10 protein-coding genes are annotated in these 12,659 nt (G+C 73.8%); 3 read left to right on the plus strand and 7 right to left on the minus strand.

The window, feature by feature from the left end; translation table 11 throughout:
- Nucleotides 1-30: 30 nt before the first annotated feature.
- Nucleotides 31-1,245, minus strand: a complete 1,215-nt coding sequence (locus tag ACWCSU_RS37055) for a cytochrome P450 family protein (RefSeq protein ID WP_449941422.1) — start codon at nt 1,243-1,245, stop codon at nt 31-33.
- A gap of 131 nt (nt 1,246-1,376) precedes the next feature.
- A complete protein-coding gene (locus ACWCSU_RS37060) occupies nt 1,377-3,494 on the minus strand; it encodes an ATP-binding protein (RefSeq protein ID WP_449941424.1) in 2,118 nt (705 codons plus the stop codon).
- A gap of 138 nt (nt 3,495-3,632) precedes the next feature.
- Between ACWCSU_RS37060 and ACWCSU_RS37065 the strand changes: the two genes are divergently transcribed.
- Nucleotides 3,633-4,637, plus strand: coding sequence for a PP2C family protein-serine/threonine phosphatase (locus tag ACWCSU_RS37065; RefSeq protein ID WP_449941426.1), 1,005 nt, complete (start codon nt 3,633-3,635; stop codon nt 4,635-4,637).
- 61 nt (nt 4,638-4,698) lie between these two features.
- Here ACWCSU_RS37065 and ACWCSU_RS37070 read toward each other — a convergent pair whose 3' ends face one another.
- The gene (locus ACWCSU_RS37070; protein WP_449941428.1) at nt 4,699-5,667 is read right to left on the minus strand and encodes an NAD(P)-dependent alcohol dehydrogenase; all 969 of its coding nucleotides are present in this window, start codon (nt 5,665-5,667) and stop codon (nt 4,699-4,701) included.
- Between the two features lie 59 nt (nt 5,668-5,726).
- On the opposite strand from ACWCSU_RS37070, the gene ACWCSU_RS37075 reads away from it, so the two are divergent.
- Both ACWCSU_RS37075 and ACWCSU_RS37080 read left to right on the plus strand, forming a co-directional pair.
- Nucleotides 5,727-6,383: a TetR/AcrR family transcriptional regulator gene (locus ACWCSU_RS37075; protein WP_449941430.1), complete on the plus strand. Its 657-nt coding sequence runs from the start codon at nt 5,727-5,729 to the stop codon at nt 6,381-6,383.
- 86 nt (nt 6,384-6,469) lie between these two features.
- On the plus strand, nt 6,470-8,452 hold the full coding sequence (locus ACWCSU_RS37080; protein ID WP_449941433.1) for an amino acid transporter: 1,983 nt from the start codon (nt 6,470-6,472) through the stop codon (nt 8,450-8,452).
- Nucleotides 8,453-8,526: 74 nt separating this feature from the next.
- Here ACWCSU_RS37080 and ACWCSU_RS37085 read toward each other — a convergent pair whose 3' ends face one another.
- From ACWCSU_RS37085 to ACWCSU_RS37100, 4 genes are all read right to left on the minus strand, one after another.
- Entirely contained in the window at nt 8,527-9,228 is a 702-nt protein-coding gene (locus ACWCSU_RS37085; protein ID WP_449941435.1) for a hypothetical protein, read from the minus strand.
- A complete protein-coding gene (locus ACWCSU_RS37090) occupies nt 9,215-9,364 on the minus strand; it encodes a hypothetical protein (RefSeq protein ID WP_357693877.1) in 150 nt (49 codons plus the stop codon). Before ACWCSU_RS37090 ends, ACWCSU_RS37085 begins: the two co-directional genes overlap by 14 nt.
- Before the next feature lie 83 nt (nt 9,365-9,447).
- Nucleotides 9,448-11,925, minus strand: a complete 2,478-nt coding sequence (locus tag ACWCSU_RS37095; RefSeq protein WP_449941438.1) for a PEP/pyruvate-binding domain-containing protein — start codon at nt 11,923-11,925, stop codon at nt 9,448-9,450.
- Nucleotides 11,922-12,653, minus strand: coding sequence for a TetR/AcrR family transcriptional regulator (locus tag ACWCSU_RS37100; RefSeq protein WP_449941441.1), 732 nt, complete (start codon nt 12,651-12,653; stop codon nt 11,922-11,924). Before ACWCSU_RS37100 ends, ACWCSU_RS37095 begins: the two co-directional genes overlap by 4 nt.
- Nucleotides 12,654-12,659 lie beyond the last annotated feature (6 nt).

Raw genomic sequence — 12,659 nt, forward strand, 5'->3', positions numbered from 1 at the left:
GATCATGGAAAGCCGGTTTGACAGGCAGAATCAGCGCAACAGTACGGGAACCGCCAGCGGCCCCTCGGTGATGATCGACGCCGTGTAGGAGATCTCCTCCGGCGGGACGGCCAGCCGCAGCCCGGGGAACCTGGTGAACAACGACGACAGCGCGATCCTGGCCTCCAGCCGGGCCAGCGGCGCCCCCAGGCAGAAGTGCGGGCCCCGGCCGAAGCCCAGGTGCCCGTCCTTGGCCCTGCCCAGGTCGAAGCTGCCGGCGTCCGGGCCGTAGCGGGCCGGGTCGGTGCCCGCGCCGGTGAGCCCGACGACGATGGGCTCACCCGCCCGGATGGTCGTCCCGGCGACCGTGACGTCCTTGAGCGCGTAGCGGAACACCAGGCCGACGACCGAGTTGCGGCTGCGCAGCGCCTCCTCGACCACCTGCTCCCACGCGTCCTCCGTACGGGCGCGGTCGAGCTGGACGGGGTCGGCGCACAGGGCCACGACCGCCTTGGCGATCAGGTGCACGGTCGTCTCGTGACCGGCGACGAGCACGACCCACAGGATCCACAGCAGCTCGTTGTCGGACAGCCGGTCGCCGTCGTCCTCGTTGGCGCGGATGAGGCCGGTGGTCAGGTCGTCGCCCGGCTCGCCGCGGCGGCGCGCGATGAAGGCCCCCAGGTAGCCGAGCAGCGACCCGGCCGCCGCGTTCACCTCGTCAGGGGTGGCGGCGTGCGACAACATCACCCCGGTCCACTCGCGGATCTGCGCCCGCTCCTCCCCGGGGACGCCGAACAGCTCGCAGATCACCGCGACGGGCAGCGGCTCGCTGAAGGCGTGCACGAGATCGACCTCGCCGTCCCGCTCGGCCAGACGGTCGAGCAGCTCGTCGGTCATCTCCTGGACGCGCGGCACGAGCGCGGCCACCCGGGCCGGCGTGAAGGCCCGGTTGACGAGGCTGCGCAGCCGCCGGTGGTCGGCGCCGTCCTTGGTCAGCAGGTGGTCGCCCTGGATGACCTGGCGCAGCGGCCAGTCGGCGGGAACCGTGCCGTCATGCAGCCCGGTGAAGTTCTTGGCGTTCTTGCTGTAGAGCGTGTCGTCGTTGGCCAGCACCTCGTCCGTCGCCTCGTAGGAGGTCACCAGCCAGCCGTTCACCTCCCCGGGCAGCAGGACGGGCAGGACGGGGCCGTGCTCGTCCCGCAGGCGGCGGATCGTCTCGGACGTCCGCTCGCCGGGAACCGGGAACGAAAGTGGACGGATGTCCAATGCAGCCTCCCATGTACGGATGTCTCCCTACTCTCCGTGGTAACGCCGATACAGCCAAGAGGTGAGGCTGTCACCGTCAGGCGGGCAACATCTGCCTCCTCCGCCACGTCGGAGCCCCGAGGCCGGCGGTCTCACACGTTCGGCAGCCCCTCCTCCTCGGGTTCGAGCGCGTACCCGATCCCGGCGTCGACCTCGCCGTCGTACCCGGCGCGGAACGCCGACTCGTACGCGTCGTCGCCCAGGGCCTCGCGCGCCTGCCGCTCGCACTCCTGCCGGGCCGCCACCCAGGCCGGGACGCTGGCCTGCGCCTGCCCGTGGGTGCTCCAGATCCGCTGCGCCAGCCCGAGCAGCCGGGCCGCGCGCTCCGCCCGGCCCGCCGCGCCCGCGCCGAGCGCCAGCAGGTCGACGGTCAGCCCGATCCCGAAGTCGTCGTGCAGCCGCCGCTTGGTGCGCAGCGCGGCCTGCCCGTAGGCGACGGCCGCCCCCACCCGTCCGCGGGCCAGCTCTGCCTGGCCGCGCAGCAGGTCGCCGTGGGAGCGCATGGCCTGCTCGCCGCAGCGGTCGCACAGGGCCCGCAGGTCCTCCAGCACCGCGATCGCCTCCTCGATCCGGCCGCCGACGGTGTGCGCGACCGCCCGGCACATCAACGCCAGCAGCCCAGCGATCGTCAGGTCCTCGTCGCTCCAGCGCATCGCGTACGCCGGCTCCGACTCCGCCATGGCCTGCTCCAGGTCGCCCCGGATCACGCCGGCCGACGAGCGCAGCGCCTTGACGCACAGCGCGGCGAAGGCGTCGTCGGGGTCCGCGGCGGCCTCGCACTCCCCGGCCCGCGCCTCGACGGCGGCGGCGTCCCCCTGGGTGGCGGCGAGCAGGCCGTCGGCCCACAGGGCGCGGGCGCGCACCCCGCCGGGAGCCTGGTGAGGCGCCGGATCGAGGGCCAGGGCCTGGCCGAGGTAGTGGCGGCCCTCCTTGGCGTAGCCGCAGCCGTACCAGAAGAAGGCCAGCGTGCCGGCCAGGTCGAGGGCGGCGGCGCCGTCCCGCTCGCCGAGCGCGCTCTCCAGCGCGGCGCGCAGGTTGTCGTGCTCGCCGACCATCCGGTCGTACCACGACGGCTGCGCGGAGCCGAGCCAGCCGGCCGCGCCGCGTACCGCCAGGTCCTGGTAGTGGGCGCGGTGCCGGCGGCGCAGCTCCTCCTCCTCGCCCAGGCCGCGCAGCCAGCCGGCGCCGTACTCGCGCAGCGTGTCGAGCATGCGGTAGCGCTCCCCCGAGCCGGTCGGCAGCCAGGTCAGGATCGACTCGTCGGCCAGGGCGTCGAGCAGCAGCCCGATGTCGCCCTCGGGAAGGCGCTCGTCGGCGCACACCCGGCGGGCCGCCTCGGCGTCGAAGTCCCCGGAGAACACCGACACCCGCGCCCACAGCAGACGCTCGGCCGGCTCGCACAGCTCGTGGCTCCACCCGACGGCGGTGCGCAGCGCCTGATGCCAGGGCGGGTCGGCCTCCTGGACGAGCGCGAGGTCGTCCTCCAGCGTGGCGAAGCGGTCCTCCAGCCGGTCGGCCAGGTGGCCCAGGGGCAGGTCGCGCAGCCGGGCGGCGGCCAGCTCGATCGCCAGCGGGATGCCTTCGAGCCTGCGGCACAGCCGGACGACGTCGTCCCGGTTGGTGTCGGTGACCTCGAAGGTCGGCATCGTCTCCGCGGCGCGCTCGACGAGCAGGGTCACGGCGTCCTGGCCGAGCAGCGCGGTGGCGCCCGCCGCCGGCACCGGCAGCGGCTCGACCACGATCACCAGCTCGGGGTCCATCTCCAGCGGACGGCGGCTGGTGGCCAGGACGTGCAGCCCCGGCACCGCGGCGAGCAGCGCCTCGACGGTCGCCGCGCAGGCCCCGACCAGGTGCTCGCAGGTGTCGAGCACGAGCAGCAGCTCGCGGCCGAACAGGTGCTCGGCCAGCACCTCGGCCATGGGCCTGGTGGTCTGGTCGGTGACCCGGAGTGCCTCGGCGATGGCGTGCGGCAGCAGGGTGCCGTCGTCCAGGGGCGACAGCTCGACCAGCCAGGAGCCGCCGGCGAAGTCGGCCCGCAGGTCTGCGGCGGCACGCAGGGCCAGGCGGGTCTTGCCCACGCCGCCCACCCCGGTCAGCGTCACCAGCCGCGAACGCCGGCACGCCCTCCGCACCTGCTCCAGCTCGTCGCCGCGGCCGATCAGGCTCGTGAGTTCCGCTGGAAGGTTGCCTGCCTGCCACTTACCTGCCATCGTGATCGCCACCTATCGGATGAAGTTGTGAAAGCAGCTTGCCGGAACCTGATGCACTGCGTGACTAAAAGTGAGAAAGTAGCTACTCACCCTGTTCGCCGCGTCCGGAAAGAAGAAGCCGATAACCGGAGACATACCATGCGTTCACAGCGAGGCTGGTTCCTGCTGTTCCTGCTGGTCGAAGTGGTTGTCGCGCTGTTCGTCACCTTCCGGGGCGGCGGTTTCGACCCTCTGACGGGTCTGCTCGTCCTCGCCGCCGCGGCCGGGTGGATGTACGTGAGCTTCCGGATGCAGCGCGGCCAGGAGCGCGAGCTCGCCCGGGTCCGCCAGATCGCCGAGCTCGCCCAGCAGGCGATCGTCCGGCCGCTGCCGCCCCGGCTGGGCGGCATGAGCCTGGCCGTCCACACCCGTTCGGCCACCGACCAGGCGCTGATCGGCGGCGACCTGCACGACGCGCTGGTCACGCCCACGGGCGTGCGGCTGATCGTCGGCGACGTCAAGGGCAAGGGCATGGAGGCCGTCCGGCTCAGCGCCGTCGTGCTGGCCGCCTTCCGCCGGCACGCGCCCGTCGTGCCCGACCTGGTGGCACTGGCCGCGGCGCTCGACACCGACCTCGCGCCGCACCTGGGCGAGGAGGACTTCGTGACCGTCCTGCTGGCCGAGTTCGTGCCCGGCGAGGTGCGGCTGGTCAACTGCGGCCATCCGGCGCCCCTGCGCATCGGCCACCGCCTGGAGGCCCTGGAGCCGCCCGAGCCCTCGCCGCCGCTGGGCCTGGGCCCCGAGCCGCGGATGCGGCGCGCCGGTCTCGGCCCCTCCCAGCGGCTGCTGCTCTACACCGACGGCCTGAGCGAGGCCAGGGACGCCGACGGCGTGCACTTCCCGCTCGACCGGCAGGTCCGGCACGCCCTGGCCGCGCCGGGCCTGGACCACGCGCTGCCCAACCTGCTCGACCTGCTCGACGAGCACGCCGGCGACCTGCGCGACGACCTGACGCTGGTGCTCGCGCAGCCGATGCCCGCGCCGGACCCGGCCGAGCGGGCGGCGGGCCCCGCGCCTGACCCGGCCGAGCGGGTGCCCGGGCCCGTGCCGGGTGGTCCGGGCGTCACCGCCCTCCCGGCGGACTCCCGCGACGACGGCTTCTAGCCGCTTCTAGCCGTCCTGCGACGGCGGTGCCGTGGTGGACGTTCGGCGTGTCGTACCGTTCTCAGGCGATCCGTACGACGACCTTGCCGCGTACGCCGCCCTGCTCCAGGGTCCGGTGTGCCCGGGCGATGTCGTCGAAGGGGAAGACCGTGTCCACGACCGGGCGGATGGCGCCGCTGTCCACGTACCGGGTGAGGTCGGTGAAGAGCCGGGTGGTGGGGTTGCCGCTGAAGAAGCGCACCCGCCGCCGCCCGTGAACGGCCGAGGCGGCGATGTACGCCAGGGACGCCGCGATCCTGCGCTGGTCGAAGGCGATCGCCACCATCCGGCCGGACGGCGTCAGCAGGCGGCGGAAGGCGGCGTGCTCGGTGCCGGCGGTGTCCAGGATCACGTCGAACCTGCCCAGGTCCGCCGGGGCGACGGCGGCGTAGTCGTACGCCTCGTGCGCGCCGAGGTCGCGGACGAGGTCGAGGCCGCGCGCCCCGGCGAGGGCGGTGACGTGGGCGCCGAGCGCCCGGCCGAGCTGTACCGCGACGACGCCCACGCCGCCGCTGCCACCCCGGACGAGCAGGCGTTCGCCCGGCCTGAGCGCGGCCAGGTCGCGCAGCGCCGTGATGGCCGTCGTGCCCACCGGGAGCGCCGCGGCCGTCACCAGGTCGAGTCCCGCCGGGGCCGGGGACAGACGGCGGGGGCGGATCGCCACGTACTCGGCGGCGCTCCCGAACGTGCGTCCCAGCGCGCCCCACACCCGGTCGCCTGCCTTCGGGCCGGTCACCCCGGGGCCGAGGGCGACGATCTCGCCGGTGAGGTCGATCCCGACCCGTTTCGGGAAGCCCCGCCGCATCAGCCCGGTCACCAGGCGCAGCCGGCCGGTCCGGCCGTGCACCTCGCCGCCGTTCACGCTGACGGCGTGCACCCGCACCAGCACCTGTCCGGGGGCGGGGACCGGCTTCGGCACCGTGCCCACGTACAGCTCCTCCGGCGGCCCGTACCGGTCGAACAGGGCCGCGCGCATCTGATTCGTCTCCATACGGACGACGCTAGCTCGCTAACCGGACGGCCCCCTCCACTTACGTTAATGTGAGAAATATGGCTGATCATCCCTCTCAGTTGGCGTCGGCCAGGGACCTGCGGGCGGACGCGCGGCACAACCGGGCGCGCATCCTCGGCGCGGCGCGGGAGACGTTCGCCGCGCGCGGTCTGGACGCGCCGATGGTGGCCATCGCCCGGCGTGCCGGGGTCGGGGTGGCCACCCTCTACCGGCGGTTCCCGTCCCGCGAGTCCCTGATCACGGAGGTGTTCGCGGACGAGCTGGCGGCGTGCGCGTCAGTCGTGGACGACGCTCTGGCCGACCCGGATCCGTGGCGGGGGTTCCGCGGGGCGATCGAGAAGGTGTGCGCGATGCAGGTCGCCGACCGGGGGTTCACCGACGCCTTCCTCACCGCGTTCCCGGACGCGATCGACTACGAGCGCACGCGGTTGCGGGCCGAGCGGGGCTTCGCCGAGATGGCACGGCGGGCCAAGGCCGCGGGCCGGCTGCGGGCCGACTTCGACGTCGCGGACCTGGTGCTGCTGTTCAGGGCCAACTGCGGCCTCATCGCCGGTGCGGGGGAGGGGGTGGAGGCGGCGTCGCGGCGGTTGGTGGCGTACCTGCTGCAGTCCTTCGGCGCCGGGCACGCCGAACCGCTGCCGCCGGCACCGCCGCTCACGCTCGGCCATCTGATCCGAACGGTGAACAGCTCCTAGGGCGGGGGCCGCGGCGCGCGCTCGCGGAGGCCGACCCCCTAGTGTGGGGACGTTCGTTTGGCGGTGTCCCTTGAGAGGAAGTTCCGGTGAGCGGTACCGGTGGGCTGGCCGTACCCGAGTCGGTCGAGAGCGCGGGCCGTACCGGGCCGCCTTCGAGCGGTCTGGCGCGGTGGCTGCTGCGGCACCAGGTTCAGCCCGTCGGTCCGGAGTCCGCCGAGGGGCACGGCGAGCCGCAGCCCTGGTGGAAGGTCATGTGCCTGACCGGCGTCGACTACTTCTCCACCCTCGCCTACCTGCCCGGCATCGCCGCGCTGGCCGCCGGCGCGCTGTCGCCGCTGGCCACCCTCCTCATCGTGGGGCTGACGCTGCTGGGCATGCTGCCGATGTACCGGCGGGTGGCCAAGGAGAGCCCGAACGGGCAGGGGTCGGTCGCCATGCTCGAACGCCTGCTGCCGTTCTGGCGGGGCAAGCTGTTCGTGCTGGTCCTGCTGGGGTTCGTGGCCACGTCGTGGATCATCACGATCACGCTGTCGGCCGCCGACGCCTCGGTGCACGTGCTGGAGAACCCGTACTTCCCGAGCTTCCTGCACGGGCACGCGGTGATCATCACCGTGGTGCTGCTGCTGGTGCTCGGCGGGGTGTTCCTGATGGGCTTCACCGAGGCGGTCGGCGTCGCGATCCCGCTGGTGGCGCTGTTCCTGCTGCTCAACGCGGTCGTCGTCGCCGTCGGGTTCGCCGACGTGGCGGCCGAGCCCGAGTCGCTGTCCCGCTGGACGGACGCGCTGCTGACCGGGCGCGGCGGCTTCACCGGGCTGCTCGGCCCGGCCGTGCTGGCCTTCCCGCTGCTGGTGCTGGGCCTGTCCGGGTTCGAGACGGGCGTCAGCATGATGCCCCTCGTGGCGGCCCAGGGCGACAACCCCGAGCAGCGGCTGCGCTCGCGCATCGCCAACACCCGCAAGCTGCTGACCGTGGCCGCGCTCATCATGAGCGTCTACCTGATCGCCACCAGCTTCGTCACCACCGTGCTCATCCCGGCCGACCAGTTCGCGCCCGGCGGGCAGGCCAACGGCAGGGCGCTGGCGTACCTGGCGCACGAGCGCCTCGGCGAGGGCTTCGGCACGGTCTACGACATCAGCACCATCCTCATCCTCTGGTTCGCCGGCGCCTCGGCCATGGCGGGCCTGATCAACATCGTGCCGCGCTACCTGCCCTCGTACGGCATGGCGCCCGAGTGGGGCAGGGCCGTGCGGCCCGTCGTGCTGGTCTACACGGCCATCTGCGTCCTGCTCACCCTGGTCTTCAACGCCGACGTCGACGCGCAGGCCGGCGCGTACGCCACCGGCATCCTGGCCATGATGGTCTCCGGCGCGGTCGCGGTGACCATCTCGGCCGTCCGGCGCCGCCAGACCCCGGCCGCCATCGGGTTCACCGTGCTGACGCTGGTGCTGCTCTACGCGCTGGTGGAGAACATCAGGGAGAAGCCCGACGGCATCACCATCTCGGCGTTCTTCATCCTCGGCATCGTCGCGATCTCACTGATCTCGCGGGTGTCGCGCACGACCGAGCTGCGGGCCGACCGGATCGAGTTCGACGAGGTGGCGCGCCGGTTCGTCACCGACTCACTCGACTACGACGGCGCGCTCAACATCATCGCCAACCGGCGCGGCCCCGGCGACGCGGCCGAGTACCTGGCCAAGGAGAGCGAGCAGCGTTCGATGAACCCGGTGCCGGGCCGGGCCGACGTGCTGTTCCTGGAGATCGACGTCATCGACCCCTCCAGCTTCAGCGACGTGCTGCGGGTGCGCGGCGTCGAGGTCGACGGCCACCGCGTGCTGCGCGCGGAGAGCCCGGCCGCGCCCAACGCCATCGCGGCCGTCCTGCTCGCGCTGCGCGACGCCACCGGGGTGCGCCCCCACTGCTACTTCGAGTGGGCCGAGGGCTCGCCGATGGTCCACCTGCTGCGCTACCTCATCCTGGGGCGCGGCGACACCGCCCCGGTCGTCCGCGAGATCATCCGCAAGATCGAGACCGACCCGCAGCGGCGGCCCGGCATCCACGTCGGTGGCTGACCGGTCAGGCCCAGCGGGCGCGCAGCCAGGCGAGGGTGGCGCGGCGGGAGCGTTCGCGCCGGTCGCGCAGCGGCTTAGGCGCGGCCAGGGTGGCCGCGCGCGTCCAGTAGCCGAGCAGGGCGACGAGGAGGGCGTCCACCTGGCCGGCGGGCGCCCGGCGGCCGAGCGGGTGCGCGGTGAGCACGCGCTCGGGGTCGCGCGGTCCGAGGTCCGAGGTCCGACTGAAGCAGCAGGCAGACCAGGTCGGCCCAGGCCGGGCCGGTGCAGGCGCGGCCCCAGTCCACCAGGCGGGCGGGGTCGAGGGTGTTCCACAGCTCGCAGCGGCCCGACATGCGCCCGGCCAGTGTGGGCAGGCCGCCCAGCGGGGACGGGGTCAGCTCGCGGGCGCACGCCGTGAGCAGGCCGAGCGCGGCGGCCAGCTCGTCGTCGTGCCAGGGTTCGTGCGGGACCCTGCCGGGTGCGACCCGCGAGCAGAGCAGGACCCAGCCCGCCTCCTCGCACGAGAACAGGAACCGGGGCGCGGGCACGCCCGGCGGCAGGGCGGCGGCGACCACCGCCTCCGCCCGGTAGTCGGCCGAGTGCCCGGAGGCGGCGGGCACGGCCTTGACGAACACCCGGCCGCCGCCGGTCAGGGTGAGCACGCCGCGCACGCCGCCGGTGAAGCCGCCGTGCCGCTCCTGGAAGCCCGCCGCCGCCCGGCCGAGCCGCCGCTCGACCTCCCGGACGAGGACGCCGGGCACGTCGTCCCACGTGTACGGCTGGTCAGGTGGTGTCATCCGGGTGCCGGGGCTCCTTCTGCAGGTCGGGCTGCGGGCCGTCGCGGTCGGGGCCCAGCAGGGCGAGGCGGAAGCGGGCGCAGCGTGCTTCGAGCTCGCGCTCGTCGTCGAGGATCCACTGTTCGATCATGGTCATCCAGAGAACACACCGGCCGCCGGCGGGCGGCCGACTTGGCGCAGTCTTTTCACCGCGGCGACCCTTTCACCGCGGCAACCCTTTCAGCGCAGCAACTCGACCGTGCCGCGCTCGCCGTCCACGCGGACGCGGTCGCCGTCGCGCAGCCGCATGGTGGCGTTGCCGGTGCCGACCACGGCCGGGATGCCCAGCTCGCGGGCGACGATCGAGGCGTGCGACAGCGGCGCGCCCATGTCGGTCACGACGGCGGCGGCGCGCGGGAACATGGGGGTCCAGCCGACGTTCGTCAGGGTCGTCACCAGGATCTCGCCGGACTTGAGCCGGTCGCCGTCCTCCGGGCCGGCGATGACCCTGGCCACGCCCTCGACCACGCCGGGCGCGCCGGGGAACCCGGTCACGGTGTCGCTGACCGGGACGTCGAAGCCGCGGGCGTCGTACACGTCGGCCCGGCGGCCGGGGTCGGCGGCCCACCGGACGGGGTCGAACCGGCCGACGATCACCGTCGGGTACGGCGGCAGCGCGGCGTACAGGTCGTGGGTCGCCCGCCGTACCGGCACCCGTTCCAAGGCAGAGGGGTCTCCGCGCAGCACGTCGAGGATCTCCTCCAGGTAGAGGTGGAACAGGTCGTCGCCGTGACCGGTCAGCTCGCCGGCACGCACCACGAACGCCCGCAGCACCCAGAAGGCCCGCATGTTCTCCGAGCGGGCGTTCTCCCGGTCGCGGACGACCGCGTTCCACCGCCGTACCCGGGCGCGCATCTTGGCCTCCTTGCCCGGGTGGCGGGCGGCGAACCTCGCCCACGCCTCCTGCCTGGCCTTCTCCTGGCGGGCGAGCAGCGCCTCGGTGCCGGCCCGCAGGTCGCGCAGGCCGGTGAGCTGGGCGTCGATCCAGGCCGGGTCCTCGCCGGGCCGGGGCCGGGAGACCTCGAACTCGTGCGGCCCGCGGTGCCCGTAGGCCAGCGCGAACTCCTCCCTGCTGATCTCGCCCCTGGCCAGCCTGCCCAGGCCCAGGACGGGCCCGAGGCTGGCCAGCTCGCCGTCGGCGTTCACGCCGGTGAGCATGGCCTCGGCGTCCACCTCGCCCATCAGCCTGCGCAGCCGGTCGCGGGTCCAGACGAGCGTGGCGCCGCCCTGGCGGCCGGCGGCCTCCAGCATGCGGCTGGAGGTGACCACGTGGGGCTTGATCTCGGCCGTCCACAGGTCGGCCAGTTCGGGGCCGGAGGAGGTGGCGGCGACGCGTTCGCGCAGTTCCTCGCAGCGCCGCCGGGAGGCGGCGAGGAAGGCCGGCATCTCCTTGAGGTTCCGGCGCACCCGCCGCTGGAGGTTCACGGCCATCGGCAGGACGCGCCTGATGATCTCCCAGCGGGACAGGCCCACCAGGGGCATCTCCAGGCCGGGCGGCAGCTTGCCGAAGACCTGCTCGACCGCGCCCAGCCTGCTCCGCATGCCCAGGGCGGCGGCGATGGAGTGGACGACGCTGAGGTTCATGTAGAACCGGCCGCCGATGTTGCCCACCAGGTCGAAGCCGGGCAGCGCCGAGGCCGACATGGCCTCGTGGATGAACAGCCGGACGAAGGACCAGGTCGCCGGGGTCATCACGTCGGGGATGGCCTCGCCCAGGTTGCCCGCGGTCCACAGGTAGTCGCCCTTGAGGCTGTCGTTCCACTCCTCGACCTGCGGTTTCAGGCCGGTGATCGGGCGGGCCTGAAGGATCGCGAACGTGCCGTCGCGCCTGGCCCACTCGACGTCCATGGGCAGGCCGTACAGGGCCTGGACGCGCTCGCCGAGCGCGGCCAGCTCCACCGCCTGCGGCGGGTCGAGCACGGGTCGGCGGCGCAGTTCCTCGGGCACGGGCTCCTCACGGGTGCCGCTCGCGGTGCGCACGGTCATGACGGTCTTGTCGGCGACCCGCGACCCGGTGACCCGGCCGCCCGACAGGGTGATCGTGTCCGGCGTGACCTGCCCGCCGACGACGGCCTCACCGAGCCCCCAGGAGGCGTTGACCACGATCTCGTCGCGCGCGCCGGTGACCGGGTCGGCGGTGAACATGATCCCGGCCGCGTCGGCGTCCACCAGCTCCTGGACGACCACGGCCAGGGCCACGTCGTCGTGCGGGACGCCGTTGCGCTCGCGGTAGGCGACGGCGCGCGGGTTCCACAGCGAGGCCCAGCAGCGGCGGACCGCCTCCAGCAGCCCGTCGCCCCGGATGTTGAGAAAGGTGTCCTGCTGCCCGGCGAACGACAGCTCGGGCAGGTCCTCGGCGGTGGCCGACGAGCGCACGGCCACCGCGACGTCGTCGCCGAGCGCGGCGTGCGCGGCCTCGATCTGCGCGGCCAGGCCGGCCGGGATCTCGTGCGCGGCGAACAGCGCGCCGGGGTCGCCGGAGGAGGCGATCTCGTCGCCGAACGCCGACACGAACGACCGGTACGCCCCGGTCGTGACGACGAACCCGCCGGGCACCGGCAGCCCCGCCCTGACCAGCCGGGCCAGCGAGGCACCCTTGCCGCCCGCGGTGTCGAGGTCGGCGGCGGCTTCGTCGTCGAGGGGGATGACTTCCTTCACTGCACGCGCTCCTTAGCAGGGCTCATGGATGTCGCCAGTTTGCGCCGGGCGACGTCGGCGAGGGCGTCGAGGAGGTCGAGCGTGGCCCGCGCGACGGCCGCGGCGTCGGCGGGCGGCAGCGCGCGTCCCGTGCCCACCGCGCGTTCGACGGTCTCGGCCAGCAGCTCGGCGACCCGGTCGTCGGGCAGCCGCTCGGACTCCGGGCGCGCGCCGGGCAGGAACATGAAGCCGTAGAAGATCGAGCCGATCACCATGACCTGCTCGGCCGGCTCCTCGCGCACGGCGCCCAGCTTGACCAGCTCGCGCAGGTAGGCGTCGAAGGGGCCGCCGAGTTCGAGTCCGCCGATCGACGGGCGCTGCCGCTTGAGCCGGGTGAGCTTGCCGAGCACCTCGGAGTCGTCGAGCAGGACCGCGTGCAGCAGCGGCCGGTGCAGCAGCGCCGAGGCCAGCCTCCCGAACAGCTCGCCGAGGGTGGCGGGCGCGGCCTCGCGCACCCGGTCCAGCATGAGCACCCGCTCGCGCCGCAGCAGCGCGGCGAACAGCTCGTCGCGCGTCTTCCAGTGCAGGTAGATCGTGCCCTTGGCGACGCCGGCGCGCCTGGCCACGTCGTCGACGGTGGTCTTGTCGTAGCCCCAGCGCAGGATCAGCTCGGCGGCGGCGTCGAGGATGCGGTGGGCGCGCTCGGCGTGCCGCGCGGGGTCCTGCGGCGGCCTGCCCGCTCTGGCCATTCTTCG

Source organism: Nonomuraea sp. NPDC001699, from assembly GCF_053596455.1.

Bases quoted from the DNA above. Each gene is read 5' to 3' on its own strand.
- ACWCSU_RS37100 (WP_449941441.1), bottom strand. From the start codon at position 12,653: ATGGCCAGAGCGGGCAGGCCGCCGCAGGACCCCGCGCGGCACGCCGAG.
- ACWCSU_RS37060 (WP_449941424.1), bottom strand. From the start codon at position 3,494: ATGGCAGGTAAGTGGCAGGCAGGCAACCTTCCAGCGGAACTCACGAGC.
- ACWCSU_RS37090 (WP_357693877.1), bottom strand. From the start codon at position 9,364: ATGACCATGATCGAACAGTGGATCCTCGACGACGAGCGCGAGCTCGAA.
- ACWCSU_RS37065 (WP_449941426.1), top strand. From the start codon at position 3,633: ATGCGTTCACAGCGAGGCTGGTTCCTGCTGTTCCTGCTGGTCGAAGTG.
- ACWCSU_RS37085 (WP_449941435.1), bottom strand. From the start codon at position 9,228: ATGACACCACCTGACCAGCCGTACACGTGGGACGACGTGCCCGGCGTC.
- ACWCSU_RS37075 (WP_449941430.1), top strand. From the start codon at position 5,727: ATGGCTGATCATCCCTCTCAGTTGGCGTCGGCCAGGGACCTGCGGGCG.
- ACWCSU_RS37070 (WP_449941428.1), bottom strand. From the start codon at position 5,667: ATGGAGACGAATCAGATGCGCGCGGCCCTGTTCGACCGGTACGGGCCG.